12 protein-coding genes are annotated in these 15,759 nt (G+C 46.3%); 6 read left to right on the forward strand and 6 right to left on the reverse strand.

The window, feature by feature from the left end:
• Nucleotides 1–99 precede the first annotated feature (99 nt).
• The 6 genes from A9237_RS19320 (at nt 100) to A9237_RS19345 (ending at nt 6,513) form a co-directional block, all read left to right on the forward strand.
• Complete coding sequence (locus tag A9237_RS19320) at nt 100–846, forward strand: outer membrane lipoprotein-sorting protein (RefSeq protein ID WP_078609159.1); 747 nt, start codon at nt 100–102, stop codon at nt 844–846.
• A 66-nt stretch (nt 847–912) separates the two neighbouring features.
• Nucleotides 913–2,142, forward strand: coding sequence for an ABC transporter permease (locus A9237_RS19325; protein WP_078609161.1), 1,230 nt, complete (start codon nt 913–915; stop codon nt 2,140–2,142).
• On the forward strand, nt 2,132–3,367 hold the full coding sequence (locus tag A9237_RS19330) for an ABC transporter permease (protein ID WP_078609163.1): 1,236 nt from the start codon (nt 2,132–2,134) through the stop codon (nt 3,365–3,367). The genes A9237_RS19325 and A9237_RS19330 overlap by 11 nt, the downstream gene beginning before the upstream one ends.
• Nucleotides 3,367–4,080: an ABC transporter ATP-binding protein gene (locus A9237_RS19335; protein ID WP_009696201.1), complete on the forward strand. Its 714-nt coding sequence runs from the start codon at nt 3,367–3,369 to the stop codon at nt 4,078–4,080. Before A9237_RS19330 ends, A9237_RS19335 begins: the two co-directional genes overlap by 1 nt.
• On the forward strand, nt 4,073–5,332 hold the full coding sequence (locus A9237_RS19340; RefSeq protein WP_078609165.1) for a hypothetical protein: 1,260 nt from the start codon (nt 4,073–4,075) through the stop codon (nt 5,330–5,332). Before A9237_RS19335 ends, A9237_RS19340 begins: the two co-directional genes overlap by 8 nt.
• A gap of 290 nt (nt 5,333–5,622) precedes the next feature.
• Nucleotides 5,623–6,513, forward strand: a complete 891-nt coding sequence (locus A9237_RS19345; protein ID WP_032802095.1) for a sigma-70 family RNA polymerase sigma factor — start codon at nt 5,623–5,625, stop codon at nt 6,511–6,513.
• Between the two features lie 63 nt (nt 6,514–6,576).
• Here A9237_RS19345 and A9237_RS19350 read toward each other — a convergent pair whose 3' ends face one another.
• The 6 genes from A9237_RS19350 to A9237_RS19375 all read right to left on the reverse strand — a co-directional run bounded on the left by A9237_RS19350 (nt 6,577) and on the right by A9237_RS19375 (nt 15,748).
• Entirely contained in the window at nt 6,577–6,945 is a 369-nt protein-coding gene (locus tag A9237_RS19350) for a hypothetical protein (RefSeq protein ID WP_039839724.1), read from the reverse strand.
• Between the two features lie 108 nt (nt 6,946–7,053).
• Nucleotides 7,054–9,192, reverse strand: a complete 2,139-nt coding sequence (locus tag A9237_RS19355) for an ATP-binding cassette domain-containing protein (protein WP_005442632.1) — start codon at nt 9,190–9,192, stop codon at nt 7,054–7,056.
• Nucleotides 9,189–10,775, reverse strand: a complete 1,587-nt coding sequence (locus A9237_RS19360; RefSeq protein ID WP_041053448.1) for an ATP-binding cassette domain-containing protein — start codon at nt 10,773–10,775, stop codon at nt 9,189–9,191. Before A9237_RS19360 ends, A9237_RS19355 begins: the two co-directional genes overlap by 4 nt.
• Nucleotides 10,765–12,189, reverse strand: a complete 1,425-nt coding sequence (locus tag A9237_RS19365; RefSeq protein WP_045416921.1) for a TolC family protein — start codon at nt 12,187–12,189, stop codon at nt 10,765–10,767. The genes A9237_RS19360 and A9237_RS19365 overlap by 11 nt, the downstream gene beginning before the upstream one ends.
• Complete coding sequence (locus A9237_RS19370; RefSeq protein ID WP_078609167.1) at nt 12,164–14,395, reverse strand: ATP-binding response regulator; 2,232 nt, start codon at nt 14,393–14,395, stop codon at nt 12,164–12,166. Before A9237_RS19370 ends, A9237_RS19365 begins: the two co-directional genes overlap by 26 nt.
• Nucleotides 14,396–14,398: 3 nt before the next feature.
• Nucleotides 14,399–15,748, reverse strand: coding sequence for an HlyD family type I secretion periplasmic adaptor subunit (locus tag A9237_RS19375; protein WP_009704725.1), 1,350 nt, complete (start codon nt 15,746–15,748; stop codon nt 14,399–14,401).
• Between the last annotated feature and the right edge of the window lie 11 nt (nt 15,749–15,759).

Below are 15,759 nucleotides of genomic sequence, written 5' to 3' on the forward strand. Positions count from 1 at the left end.
GCTGACCTTCATCCTCTCCTTGCTATACTGATTTGAACTCCCTGTTTTTATTGTTATTTCTGACGTGAATAGTGTTGGATTTCAGTGTCGAGGACGGTTATGCGTACTGCTTGGTTATCTCTACTGTGTTGGTCCATTTCATTTACTGCTGTGGCTGAAAGTGCTTTTGATATCGTGCAAAAGTCAGATCAAGCAATGCGCGGTGATTCCAGTTATACCGAATCCACTATGGAGATCATTCGTCCTGATTGGACTCGGTCGATGACCATGAAGAGTTGGACCAAAGGGACGGATTTGTCTTTGGTGTTGGTCACGGCGCCAGCCAAGGATAAGGGCAGTGCTTCTCTAAAACGACAGAGAGAAATGTGGAATTGGGTGCCGAGTATTGAACGCGTCATCAAAATTGCGCCATCTATGTTGAGCCAATCGTGGATGGGCTCTGACTTCACCAACGATGATTTGATCAACCAGTCCTCTATCGTGGTCGATTATCAACATGAATTGAAAAGCGAGGATACGTTTGATGGCGACAAGGTTTGGGTGATAGATGCTGTTGCGAAGCCCGATGCTCCAGTGGTTTGGAGCAAAGTAACGTTGTGGATTTCCAGAACGACCTATCTGCAGCGCAAAGTAGAATTCTACGATGAGTTTGATGAACGAGTGAACGTTATGACGACTTATGACGTGAAAGAGCTCGGCGGGAGAAAGTTAGCGACCAGAATGGAAATGCAGCCGCTTGATAAGCCAGACAACAAAACCGTACTCATCACCCACCAAGCGCAGTTTGATTTCGATATCGATGACAGTTTTTTCTCTCAGCAACAGATGAAATCGCTGCGCGACTAAGTTTGGGTGAATGAACGGCTAAAAGAAGAAACGGATAATCAAATATCAACGGAAGGAAGCGAATCAATGCTTGTGAAACTGGCTTGGCGAAACCTCTGGCGACAAAAGCGCAGGACACTACTGACGGCGTCTGCGCTGGCATTGGTGTTGTTTCTTTCGCTTATTACGCGAGCGTTTCAAGAAGGCAGTTACACGTCCAATATCAAAAATGCCGCCAAGTTTTATACCGGGTTGATTCAACTGCAAAACCCCGAGTTTGGTGACTCTTCCAGTATTGATGATGTCTTGCCGCAAACCAACACCTTCATTTCAGCGGCGAAAAACAATCCCAATATTGATGTGGTATTACCTCGGGTAGAATCTTTTGCTCTAGCCGCAAAAGACGAACGCTCAAAAGGCGTGATGGTACTAGGCGTTGAGCCTGAAGCTGAAGATCAATACTCCAATATCAGCGACAAACTGATTGAGGGAAGCTACATCCAATCAGGGCAAAAAGCAGTGCTAGTCGGTGGTGGTTTAGCCAATTATTTGCGACTCAAGGTTGGCGATGAATTGGTGCTTTACGGTGTCGGTTATAGGGGACAGACCGCGGCAGGTTTGTATCAAATCTCGGGCATTCTTCATTTTCCTTTGCAGCAGCTTGATTCTCAGTTGGTGTACATGCCGCTCGATACCGCGCAAAGCCTGTATTCGTTGGATGACCAAGTCACCGCATGGGTTTTAAATACGGAGAGTCTAAGAGACTTACCTGATACCGTTGAACAGCTTAAAACCGAGTATGGCAAAAGTGTCGCCGTGAAGGATTGGAAAGAGTTGTCGCCAGAAATGGCACAGCAAATCGCCTTAGATAAAGCGGGCGGTATTTTCTTGATTTACATTCTCTACGGCATTGTTGGTTTTGGCTTGTTTGCGACTATCTTGATGACAACATTAGAACGCCAACGTGAGTTCGCAGTCATGCTGGCAACCGGAATGCTGCGCTCCAAGCTCGTCCTTCTGCTCACGGTAGAGTCTCTGTTTATGTCCATAATTGGCATCATTATTGGGCTTATTGTGAGTGCTCCCGTGTTGGGGTATTTCTATTTTAATCCAATCGAAATTACTGGCGATGCTGCCAAGCTCATGCGCGAAAGTGGTTTTGAACCTATTGTGCCTGTTTCGCTCGACCCACACTTACTGCTCAATCAAATCGCCGTCGTGCTGTTCATTCTTTTGTTGTGTTTGATTTACCCAATGGTTCGCATGTTTCGAATGCCCATTGCGGCAGGGTTAAAAGGAGGTGCTCATGCTGGTTAAGTTGGCTTGGCGTAACTTGTGGCGCAACAAGTTGAGAACCTCAATCATGCTCGGAGCTATGGTATTTGGCTTGATGGGCGTGGTTGCCATGATGGGATTCATGAATGGCTTGGTCGATAGCATGATTAAGAACGCCATCTCTTGGCAAACCAGTCATTTGCAGATCCAGCAAAAGTCCTACTTAGTCAATCCAGAGCTAAAAGATGTGATTCCCGATGCGGAAAAGATAAGCAAAGTGTTGGCGAGTAACCGAGAAGTGAAAGCCATTTCTGAGCGATTTCTAGCAGATGGCATGATAGCGTCGGCGCGCAGTACACGTGGTATTCGCATCAATGGCGTTAATATCGATCAAGAGCAAAACATCACGCCACTCTCGAAACATATTGTCGACGGAGAATGGCTGAGCGAAGAAGGCAGAAATCCGATTTTAGTATCGAGCAAGATAGCTGAGCGATTAAAGCTACGTGTCGGCTCCAAAGTGGTACTCACTCTGTCTGATGTGAATGGGGAGGTTGCAGGTGCGGCATTTCGTGTTCGAGGCATATTCAAAACACCATCAACAGGGTTTGATGACGGGAATGTTTACGTCCGAAAAGCGGATCTTGAAAAGGTAGCGGGGCTGAGTGGCACGCACGAAATTGCGATACTCCTTACTTCTAATAACGATGCTGAGCTCAAGCAGTTACTGGCTTTCACTCACTCTATTTTGCCGCCGGAAAGTAAAGGCTTGCTCAGTGTGAGACCTTGGCAGGAGATCCAGCCTTTGCTCTCCACCATGATGAGCACGATGGATGTTTCCAACCAAGTGATGCTCGTGGTGTTTGTGCTGGCGATGACCCTTGGCATCATCAATATCATGTTGATGTCAGTGTTTGAACGCACACGAGAGTTCGGTGTGTTAATGGCTGTCGGCATGCAAAAACACAAGATACGCTTGTTGATTGTTTTTGAAACCTTGTTCCTCGGATTAAGCGGTTGTGCGCTTGGGTTGCTCGGGAGTGCAATTATGCTCAAGGTGCTGAGTATTACCGGGTTGTCGCTGGCTGGTATGGCGGAAGGGCTAGGGGCTTATGGCGTGGATACCTTGCTTTATCCACGGGTATCAATAGCGGAATATCAAATGATCATTGTCGCGATTTTTGTTGCCAGCTTTATCGCAGCCCTGTATCCCGCACGACAAATTTTGAAGCATCGACCTGTGGATGCCATGGCGGAGAAAAGCTAATGACCATCAAACTAGAAAACCTAACTAAGATTTACAACGCTGATGGTGATTACCCTGTGCACGCAGTGCAGTCGGTAGACTTGGAGATTAAGCAGGGGGAATTTGTTGCGATCATGGGACCATCTGGTTCGGGAAAAACGACGTTGCTGAACATGATTGGCGGTATTGATGCTCCAAGCTCTGGCAAGGTGGAAATCGATGGTTGCATGATTTCATCGATGTCAGAAAAAGAACTGATTGCCTATCGTCGCGATAATATAGGCTTCATCTTCCAAGACTACAGTTTGTTACCTGTGCTAACCGCGCTTGAGAATGTGGAATTCGTCATGCAGTTGCAAGGTAAAAGCGAGCGAGAATGTCGTGAACGTGCGACGTCCTTACTTGAACAAGTGGGATTGGCGGAACAGATGAATAAGGTGCCAGGTAAGATGTCCGGCGGACAGCAGCAGCGTGTTGCGGTTGCTCGTGCTTTAGCGCCGAAGCCTCGTTTTGTCATGGCGGACGAACCGACTGCCAATCTAGACGCCAAAAGCACCGCGGAGCTGCTCGACATTATGGAGCAACTTAGCGAACAAGAGGGAACGACGTTTATCTTCTCGACCCACGATCCGCGGGTGATAAAACGTGCACACCGCATTATCGTATTTGAAGACGGTCGTTTGGCGCGTGATTTCAGTAATATTGATAATCGTGCAGAGAGGTCGCATGCATAGAGCTGCTTCCTATTTGTCTGCGACTTGCACCAAAGCTCTCCAATTCAATACCGGCTTGCTCAGAACAAAAGTAAATGCAGTGTTTATTAAGGCGTTAAGTCTTTCATTGCTATGTCTTCAGGCAGGTTCTGCCTTGTCTGCTGTCCCCGGATTAGAGCCTCAAAAGTCATGGGATTTGGATGGCTACATCAAATACATGGCAACCTACAGTGTTCCTGATGGCACTGATAATACGTTCGATAACCTGATACACAATCGACTTAACTTTGAATACCGTTTTTCCTCTAGCTGGCGTGTGAATGTTGGGCTTAGAAATCGAGCTCTTTGGGGCGATTCTACCGACTTTCCTGGCTATGCCGATTTGGTCGCGTTGGACTCTGGTTACATGGATTTAAGCAAAAACTGGCATGAAGATGATGTGGTCATTAACAGTCAGCTTGATCGTCTATATCTCACTTGGCAGCAAGATGACTGGGGAGCGCAACTAGGGCGCTTTCGTATCAATTGGTCGATGAATACGATATGGAATCCAAACGATATCTACAATGCGTATTCGATTTACGATTTTGACTATGAAGAGCGAGCAGGCACGGATGCGGTCATGCTGAGCAGAAAATTAGGTTTTGCTGATGGGGTTGATTTGGTGTTTTCACCAGCTCGTCAGTCAGGACAAGAGAGTGCCTCACTGCGTTATTTCGCCAATCAATCGGGATGGGATTATCAGTTTATTGCAGGACGAGCTCGGATGGATTACGTACTCGGCGCTGGTTTTGCAACGGATGTGTTTGATGCGGGTTTTCGTGGAGAGCTCACGTGGTTTGATCCCATTGATCCAGAATTTGAGGGTGAACCGACCAAAAAGACTACAGTTGCCAGTATTGAATCGGATTACAGCTTTGGCGGAAAACGCAGCTGGATGGGGCGTGCAGCGTGGTTATTTATCTCTGAACCGCAAGATGCATCAAGCGCATTGGCGTATTTGAATCTTCCTCTCGATGCAAAAACGTTGAGCTTTACACGAAATACATGGTATGCCGATGTGAGCTTTGACTTAACGCCTCTAAACCGCGTCACGCTCTCAACCAGTTACTACGACGATCATTCCTATTTCCTTGGGGTATCGAGTAACTACTCTCTCGCTAATGACTGGCAGTTGCTCACGGTAATCCAAAGCTTTAACGGTAGCAGTGGCAGCTTGTTTGGCGAAGTACCTGCGACGTTGTTGTTTGCTAATGTAAAGTACAGTTTTTAAATATATGTTTTAAAAGTGAATTTATTTAACTGTTAGTAAGTGAAACTCTTCTATCAACTCTGATGTAAATACGATACTGAATGTTGCTCCATAAATCCCAACCCGCTCACGTTTTGACAGTTGAGTGCAGGGTTGATATGAAATTAAATGCAATTTCTTGGTAAAGCTAAAAAGCCTTGTCTACACTCAACGTAAAACGAATGTTATTCGTTGGGTGGCATATTAATTGAGCCACGGAGAAAAGTAGCCAAAGAGCTACACCAGTAAAGTTGGCTGATAAGGACGGGGAAATGAACAACGAGTGTTTTGCTAGGTCCCGAGGTGTCACGGATGAGATGCCAATGAAAGAAACGTTTTCTGCAGGTAAAGATCCTTATGCACATTACCTAAAAGACATCGTGGGGATTGATTTACTCTCTCGAGAAGATGAACTGCATTATGCCAAACTCAATCGAGCGGGGGACAAAGAAGCGCGCGAGGTGATGATCGAATCTAATTTGCGTTTAGTGGTGAAGATTGCCAAAAGCTACTTAAAGCGTACTGGCAACAACTTCACGCTGCTTGATTTGATTGAAGAGGGCAACATTGGCTTGATCAAAGCCATCGACAAGTATGATCCTGAGCCGGGTTATCGTTTTTCAACTTACGCTGTGTGGTGGATTCGCGAAAACATTGAAGCGGCATTAATGAACAACGGTCGCACGGTGCGTTTACCTGCTCACGTTTGTAAAGAGATAAATAGCCTTGCGTCCAAAAAGCATGATGCGAGCAAAACCATGAGCAAAGACATCTCGATTTCTGAGTTGTCCCACTGTTCAGGCGTAAAGGTAGAGCGTGTTGATGAGTTAGTCGCGTTGAGCGGCTTTATCGATGTTTCAACGACTGTCGACCTTAATCATGCGCCATTTGTGCTCGAACAGTGCGAAAGCGAATACACAACAGATCCACAGCAAGATTGCGAAGACCATTGCTTTACTCAAGCACTGGAGCACGTCGTTAACACATTGCCTGTGAAGTTACAGCAAGTGCTGATTCATCGCTTCGGCTTATTTGAACACAACGTGAAAACATTAGCTGAAGTCGGGGACTTACTGAATGTCTCTAACGAACGCGTGAGACAAATGCAGAAAGAGGCAGTAGAGCGAATACAAAAACGTCTTCAGTTTGATGGTTGGGTGTAATACCAGTTCAATAGCTTCTAAAAAGCCAGCGTCGTTGCTGGCTTTTTTCTATATGTTTGTTGCTCAGTTGGTCTTTGCTTGCTCTTCGGCAAAAAGTAGTAACTCAAGTTGTGCTTTCGCGGAGGGTTCGAGTGTCCAGATGCTCAACATGCGGTTAAGGGCAGCTCGATACACTTTGCTCTTGAGTAAGAAAGCGAGGGTGCTCGTGTAGTTGTTCACCACTTGAGTTTGTGTTGCCACTAGCTCCGCTTTGTTTGCGATGTCGATTTGCTCGAGATTGAAATCAGGCAAAAATGCACACTCATACCACACCTCGACAATCTCGCGGATTTCGAGTTCTTCTTCAGGCACATCAAAGTCCTGTAATGCGTGGTTTTCCGGTATCGCTGATAAATAAACCACATCCAATTTGTCAGCAACAAATGTATACATCTGAATCCTAAATACCTCTAAACCTCGGTCGAATCATCTCTCTGGTTTATATCTTTGTCAATTGTATCTGTCTGATTAAAGAGTCAATTGTGAATAAGCGCCACAGTATTAACTCAAACTGTTTAAGTATTTGTCTGTTAAGCCAAAATATTTCAAGTTGCCGTCTGGCTCTAATACCAAACTCATGTTCGAAGTGGCGATCAACCCCGGATCATTGGTAGAGAACACCACGGTTTTGTTTAGCAATTTATCGGTGAACAAGCGGTTGAAGTACTGAGCATTTTCTTGCTCAGCGCCATTAAATGGTTCATCAATGATGATCAGTGATTGTTCACAGCTTCCAAGCCCCAGCGCGAGGCGCAATTTCTGTTGAATACCATTAGGTAAGTTCTTGCATTTATCTACGCTTAGCTGAGTGTTCAATCCTTCTGGCAACCATGCATCGAGTTCGAAAAAGCTCACCATCTCTTGCATCTTTTCTGTAGGGATGAGTCCATTATGCAAGATGAAGTTAGTCTCCAGAGAGCCTTCAAAAATATGCAAATTAAACGGGATGTAGTTAATCGAGGTTCGGTAGCGATAGCTGTTGAACTGTTTGATGTTGTAGCCGTCTACCGACACTGCGCCTTGGTATCTATCCTCTAAACCCGCAAGAATGGAGATTAGCGTGGTTTTGCCGCAACCAGTCGGTCCACAAATCACCACTTTCGCCCCTGGGGCAATTTTAAACCCGAGATTGGTTAAGCCTGTTGCCGCGCCAGTGTAGCGATGGCTTACACCGCTGCCGACAATGCTGCCTTGGAACAGGCGAATAGGGGGGCTTTTCTCTAACGTTAGCTTGTCGTCATTCATTGCCATAAGGTTGTTGATTTGCGCAGAGGACGCCTTAATGGATTGGAATTTGGATATGGAGTTGTAGATACCCATTATCGGACCTAACGCCTTCCAGACTAAAATCACGGTTGCAAGCATGGCACCGGCATCAGATGTGCCATCCATTACGCCGATAACCGCGGTCACGATACTTGCGGTACCAATCACCTGAATCAAACTGCCACCTGCGGCTTGAACCTTACTGTTGGTCACCGCAACGTTTTCAGCATCATTGGTGCTTTGCATGTGTGAAGCACTGAAGCGAGATTGAATAACGCGCAACAGTGGCAAGCCTTGGATGGTTTTGATGCCGCGAAGAATTTCATTCCATTGGTAAGAAACCATGGCGTTAGCGCGAGAGCTCTTTGACGTGGCTTGTGAATAGATGTATCGAGAATAAACACAGAACACCAACATCAGAATCAAACCCGCCATGACGACCAGTGCAGCGGTTCCTGACATGATGGCAATCGCGACAATGAACACGATAACAAACGGCATGTCGAAGTAGCTCAAAGTTGACTCTGCCGTTACCAATCGGCGGAATGTGTCGATGTCTTTCAAACGCGCCAACTGAGAAGACACGCCAGCGGTGGATGTCATCGCATACGGGAGCCATAGCAGCTTGGATATAACCGCTTGAGAAATGTGCACCGCCAAGTCCTTACCTGAAGTGGCAATGATGTTGACTCGCATCTTCTTAAAAAAGTATTCCGAAAATCCAACAATCACGGCAAACAACGTGAGCCAATAGAGCGTGGCTTGAGAGCTAGACGTCAAGGCGAAGTTGTACACACTCATGATAAAGAAGGGTTGGAGCGCGCCCAAGATACTGATGACAAAGCTAAGAATAATCAGGCTTTTGAGTTCATTGTTGTAGCGATAAAACGCGTATTTAATCCAGTTACTGCGGTCTTGAGATTCTGGTGGCGGCTCTCGGAACAAGCGCGAGTATTCGCTGATCGAGACTAACAAACATGGCTTTTTGCAGAGCGGGTATTCAATGGTGTTGTTATTGGTGTAATCAAACAGGATCAGTTTGCCGTCTTTAGTGCCCAAGAAAATCGCAGTGAGGTTTTCTATCTCGATAAAACAAGGATGAGGGTGCCCCTCGATGTGCTCCAACGTTTTTAATTTGGTGACGTCGCAACGGTAACCAAGGCGTTCAATCGTGGCGATAAAACTGTCGCTGTCTTTTGGTTTAGGGATAAAAGCGTCGCTGAGGATAGAAGGTGTGCCTTCCCATTCAAGCGCAATGAGGGTGTAAGCTAAACCACGAATCAAAGGTGACTGATTGTATCGCTCGTCATAACTTCGAGCCTCAAAGTCCAACAAGCGCTGAGGGACATTATTAAAATCAACCAAAATACTCATTGGTCACCTCCGGTAAGTTTGACGCGTTTGAGGCGATGATTGAGTTTGTCCATCTTGTTGCTGACGATGATGAGGATTTTGTCGTTGGCGCGATAGGCGGTACTGGTCAAAACCAATCGAGCAAAGTCGTCATCATAAACACAGTCGATGTCGTCGAAGATCAACACACGTTTGTTCGCAAGTAAGGCACGCACTAACAACAAGGCATAAGCGACTTGGCGCGAGAATGGGTTGCGTAAATGTCCTTTAAGCTCGGTATAAAAACCCGCGGGAAGGGCATCGATTTGTGCTTTGATGTTCATGGTTTCGCAAAGCGCAAATGCGGTGTTGTTTAGGCTCGGGCGGAAACAAGTCAGGTTGTCGATGATGGTCCCTTCGACGAACGAGCTGGTTTTGTCGACCATGAGCACGCTATTACGCCAGACGTTGTAGTTAACGTCATCGAGTGGTGTCTCGTTGATTTGGATATCGAGCTTGCTGTCGGTGTTTTGCCGCGTAATGCAATTCGCGAGGTGGGTTTTGCCTGCGCCACTTTTACCCGTCAGCAAGTAAGCCTGACCGCGTTCAAACTCGATGCGTTGTTTTTCCGAATACTTCACCGAGATGCGCTCGACTTCTGTCGTGTCATTTTGTTGTTCTACAGACGCAGCAAGCTCAAGCAGCTCAGCGATACGTTGAATATGAAGCTTGTTCAACTCCCAGCGGCTCACCGTGCGCATCACTTGCTGGTATGGGGCGAAGTAACGGTTGGTAAGCATGATGATGGCTGCCATGATGCCTTGGCTAGATTGCATGTTGATAACGGCCGTGGCCAAAACCACCACCACACAAGCAATGGAGAGCTGTTGTATGAGTGACAAGATAAGGCTGAAGTTCGATTCAATTTGCTCGTATTTGATGTTCTCGACTTCACGTTCTTCCACCATTTGTGTCATCAAGCTCTCAACGCGATATTCCATATTGCGCGCTTTGATATCGAGAGGGCTAGAGATGATCTCGATGATTTTCGACGTGGTTAAGCCTTCGATGTCGGATTTGTTTTCTAGGCTGTTGATCTTTTGCTTGGAAAGGCTCAGTGCGAACACTGCTAAAACGATGGAGGCGAGCAAGATGGTCACCCCTGCCCAGATGTTGATCAGACCGATAATCAGAATGGTCAGTATGCTGACGGCAAGGTTGATCAATGCCCGTACAGATTCTCCACCAAAGAAGGATTTAATCTCAGGAATGGTCGCAATACGCTCTAGGTATTCACCGGGTTCTAGGCGACGAAATTTCGAAATCTCAGCCAAACAGATGGATTGAAACACCTTGTTGGTTAAGTTGGTTTCGAATTGCTTCATGATCACCGACGAAATCTTCTCTTCCTGATTCTTTAAGTGATAGTCGAGGAAGATAGTGATCAAGATAATGGCAAACAGAAGAAACAGTGTGTCTTTAGCTTGGTTAGGTAAAACTCGGTCAAAGATAATCAGAATCGAAAAGGGCAGCACTAAACCAAACAGCGTTGAGATGACCGTGGAGAAAGTTAGGTAACATTTGTCAGCAAAGTTAATCTTCTGGGAAAAATGCTCAGTTTGCATTGCGACCTCCTTTCTTAATCGATGGTTTGGAGAGAAGGTGTTTTGGAACTAAGTCTTGATTGCTTCTGCCTTCGATATCACTCATCAACTGCATGATGCTTTCGATGGATTGCACCGACAACATGCCCTTGATTTGCTCAAGATTGATCGATTCAATGATGTAGTCATAACGCGCGCTCTCGTAATCACGTAGCGCGCTAAACAGTTTACTTTCCGCTGCCAGTAAGTCGGTAATGGTTCGCGTACCAAGCTGGTAAGCGCGTTGAATGCCTTTGTAGGAAGCGTAGTTGGCTCGGATGATGTTCTCGTAACTGCTAATTGCGCGGGAGAAGTCATTAATGTTGAGTACCGAGGTGTTAACGCTATTGCGCGTCGTGAACAACGAATCTTGGTACAGTAGTTCCGTTCGCTCGATAGCAGTCGACGATTTTTGATAACCGTAGTAATCCGAACCACCGGAGAAAATCGGCACATTCAAGTTCAAACCGACGCTGGTGGAATTACTGTCCCCTGTTGCGGTGGGGTCGGTTCGGTCATAGTTGTTCGCATCGTCGTAACGGTAACTGGCAGAGAGCGATACGGTCGGCACAAAGTTTGAACCGCTTTCTTTCAAGCCTCTTCGGCTGCGCTCTACCGTCTTCTTCGCAACCAATAAGTCGTTATTTAGCTTCAAAGCTTGCTCAAGAATCGCGCGTTGTTCGGATTCGCTGATTTCCGCCAAGGGCACGCTTTCGTAGATGTCCTGCGATGGGGTGACTGGGTATTGAACTTGAATCTCTAAACCGTTCAAAATCACACGTCGGTCTTTCTCTAGGGTTCTTAAGCGATTGGCAATGCCTTCTTTCTGAGCAATCACCTCATACAACTCGCTCGCCGCAGTGTTGCCAAGCTCCACGTTACGACGCATTTGGCGCTCACGTGTTTCAGACGATTTAAGCTCGACTTTGGTGGCTTTGATTTGCGCGTTGTTTTTCAGGTACTCGAAATATTGCGTCGCGATTTCAGAAATGGTGCTCTGGATTTTGTTCTCGTGCTTGATTTCTTCAATGTTGAAATCAAGCTTCGCGGTGCCGTATTTGAAGATGTCGCCAAGGTTAAACACCGATTGGGATAAAGACACGCTGTAGCTGTTCGAGTTGTAGCTTGAACGTGTATCCGGTGTTCCCGTTAATATGGTTTCGTTTTCATTCCATGTGGTATCAGCAGCACCGTTTAAAGAGGGTAGAAACTTAGAACGGCTAATGTCGATGTTGTATTCGTTTTCTTCCACGCCTTTATCACTAGCGCGCAGAGATAAATTGTTTTCCAAGCCGAGTTTGACCGCCTCAAGCAAGGTGGTCGCCATTGCCGAAGGAGTATTGCTCAATGTAAGCGCTGCCAATACGCAGCTAGTTAAGTTTCTGTACCGCCACATACTTGTTGATCACCTTGATGATTTCGTCGTTTTTATAAGGTTTGCTGATCACGTAATCCATTCCAGCTTCGATACAAGCTTGGTGTTCATTACTGCTGGTCAATGCTGTCGCACCTATGATGGTGCAGGGGTTTTGCCCGCTCTCTTGTTCGTATTGTCGAATGCGTTTGGTTGCTTCAATACCGCCCATGCCAGGCATGATGCAGTCCATAAAAATGATATCCGAGCGCTGATTCATGAAGTGCTGAACGGCGTCTGCGCCATCGCCAACGGTATCGGCTTCGTATTCTTGCTTACTCAAAATACGTTTGAGTAGAATCTGTTGAACACGGTCATCCTCAACAATCAGGAATGAGCTGTTCTCCATCTGGTCTTCTGAGGCTTCCGCTTCCATGATTGCTAAAAGATTGGGGATGAACTCATACGGAATCGCAGGAGAGTTCAGAATCTTGTCGACAAAGGTATGGCTCTCTTGTGCTTGCTGAGTGCTAGTAACTGAAAGCAACAACTTGGTGTTCGGGTGATTGCGCAGTTGCGACTTCACCGTTTTGCTCAGTGAGGGCAGCTTGTTTGGCTCGAACGTGTCGGTCAGCATAATGGCATCGTATTCGCCAAAGGTTTTTGCAGCAGAGAAGAGCTCGTTCGGGGTGCGAATTGGTGTGATCTCTAATCCTAAGTTGACCAACATTTTGTTCATCACATCAATGCGCAGCTGAGAGTTGGCACACAGCAACAAACGTTTATTGTCGAAGCGAGTTTTCTCGGTGTGGAAGCTTTTGGCTTTCAAATCGAGCTGAATTTGAAAACGTTCCTGATTGCCCGATTGATACCAATGGCTCTCGTAATAGCCATAATCTTTCAACACGCTTTTCGCCAAATCGTCTTTGGTTGCTGTGTGCTGTTTATGGTCGCTCCAGTGTAGGGTATTGAGCTTGGCAAACGGCACATCCAGCGTGGTTAAGAAGTTTAGATTGATGGTTAAGCGGGTGTTCTCAATGTCTGACGCCGCGCCTGACTCAATGGTGACAAACAGTTTCTTATCGGCTTTGAGTTGGATGGCGTTCGATAGCTGTAGGAACAACACCCAGAATAAGCTGGTGGATTGCCCTTCAACACGGTTTGGTAAGTTATCCGAGATAAAGCAGTCTAGCTCACCTTCATTACGCTGCACTTTTGAACTGATGTGAATCATCAATTCAGACAACACATTAAGCAGTGAAAACTCTTTCGATTTGCTCTCGGTTCCTTGTGAAATGAGTCGGTTGTAGTTCTCTGCCAACTCAGACAGGGTATTGGCAGCCGAGGTTATATCTTGCGCCATCAACACGCCGCTCTCATCGGTCTCTTGTACGAGGTATTGCACGCCGCCGTTAATGGTGTTGGTGATGCCTCGAATCTCGTAACCAATCAGAGCATAGAGCTGCTTGTAGAGATCGTTATTACGTTTTTGCTCTTCGAGTTTGCTGAAAATCAGTTTGAGGTGAGAATAGATTTGACGCTGCTTCGGATTGATGCTCACTTCATTCAGCAACTCTTCCAACCTTTGTAAATCCAGTTGTTTGAGTTCTTGATAAAGCCCATCGAATTCTTGGTCAATGTCGCGCTCATTCGAACTGGATTTTTTCAGTTTTAGAATTGCCACTAAATTCGATAGGACGGCGATACCAACCAGCACGATAACGACCATAAACAACCAAATGAAGAACTCGTTTTTCTCCATCATTAGGTCGCTCGCATGGTTGTTAAACATGGTGCGATAGTTGTCGTCCATTTGTAGGTAGTTATTGGTGAGCGAGAGATACAGTGCCAACACATCGTCACGCGTTTTTGAGCTGTCCGAGAAGCGATTAATCGCCAGTTCAAGCTGCGTATATTCGGTCGCGCCTACCAAGCTAAACTCGGTTTTGTTGAGTGACGCGAGAGACTTAAACTGGTCAATTTCATTTTTCAGAACCTCAAAATCGAGCTCTGTTGTACTACAATAACGCGCGGCTAAACAGCGCTGAAGCGTTTGGATATCAAGTTCGATGGTTTGATTGAGTTGTTGAGCTTGAACCAAGAGAGGCGCGTTTTGCACTTGCTCCACTGAATCCACTTTTTCCCAAGAGACATACAAATAAAAGGCGAGGGCAGCCAGCACCAAGCTGAAAGCAATGCTAAGGCGCATAACAGGAACGGAAATATTGTAGGAAGGTTTGTTACTCATCCACTACCTCTCATCGAACGCGTCTTCGATAGCCGACATAACCGGCTTCGCAGCGTATTCGATAACCCGACGCGACCCTGTTTTCACGTCTGCGGTAAACTCCATGTAAGGGGATAGTTTGTATTGTGTGCCTCCACGCTCTAGATAGTTTTGGCTGATTTGGATTTCAGCGAGGTAGAATTCAGCGTCCTCTTCTTCATAGGACGAACGGCTGATCGACGCGATTCGACCTTCCAAAAATCCGTATTTGGCAAAGTTGTAGGTGTCCATCTTCACTTTGACTGCCTGTCCGATTTCAACAAAGCCCATGTCTTTACGTGGAATCTTCGCTTCGCCATGAAGGGAGTTATTAATCGGCGCAATGTCCGCGATACTTTCCCCCGGCGGTATCACGGCAGAGCGGAAGTTGAAGTGCACTTTATCCACCACACCATCAATAGGGGCGTAGACCACGAGGCGATCCACTTTGTCTGAGTGTTGAGGACGAAGAATGCGTTTCAGCTTAAGATCTTTCTTCGCTTGAATGATTTGTGCTTGGTATTCGGAGTTGCGGTTTTCCACCAAATCTCGGTATTGCTTCTCTAGCTTGTCGAGTTGGAAGCGTTCATTCATGACTGACTCATCGAGGTTTTCAATCTCACGCACCATGTTTGACTCTTGAACCTGCATATTCAGAACATCGACATAAGATGCCATTTCTTCTTTATAGAGGGTGTTCTTGATATTGAGCTGCTTACGAATCAAAGAAAGCTGGTTCTCGGAGCTTTTGCGGCGCTTAAGCATAGAATCAATCAACGAGTTCTTGTGATTGATGTCGTGGGTGATCAACTCTTCATTAGAGCGGTTTTTAGAAAACTCTTGCTGCCAGGTATTCATATTTACCTGAACCAATTCTGGGTATTTTTCGATGTAGGCAGAGAAATCGGGCTCTACCATATCGCGCAGGCTTTCATAACGGAGTTTGTCTAACTCGAGCTGAATGATTTCTGTGTTCACCGTATCGAGTTGAGTGTTTCTATCCAAAGAACGAATGCGCGCAATGGGTTGACCTTCGTAAACCACTTCACCTTTGCGCACTAACATTTCTTCGAGAATACCGCCTTCAAGGTGTTGCACTTTTTCTACGTCAGATTCCAGCAATAGCTCACCGCGCACCGATACCACAATGTCGATACGAGCTTGAGACGCCACGGCGATCGCCACCATTGAAAGCAAAAAGATAACCAGCAATGTTTTGTGTACGCTGGTCATCGCACTGGCTAGCACGATCGTATCGTCTGCGGTCACCTTCGAAGACTCGTTGTTGGAAACGAGTGCTTTTCTGAGGTGGTGCTCGATCTGCTTGTTACTCATGCTCCACCTCT

The organism is Vibrio owensii (assembly GCF_002021755.1).
Classification (GTDB): Bacteria; Pseudomonadota; Gammaproteobacteria; order Enterobacterales; family Vibrionaceae; genus Vibrio; species Vibrio owensii.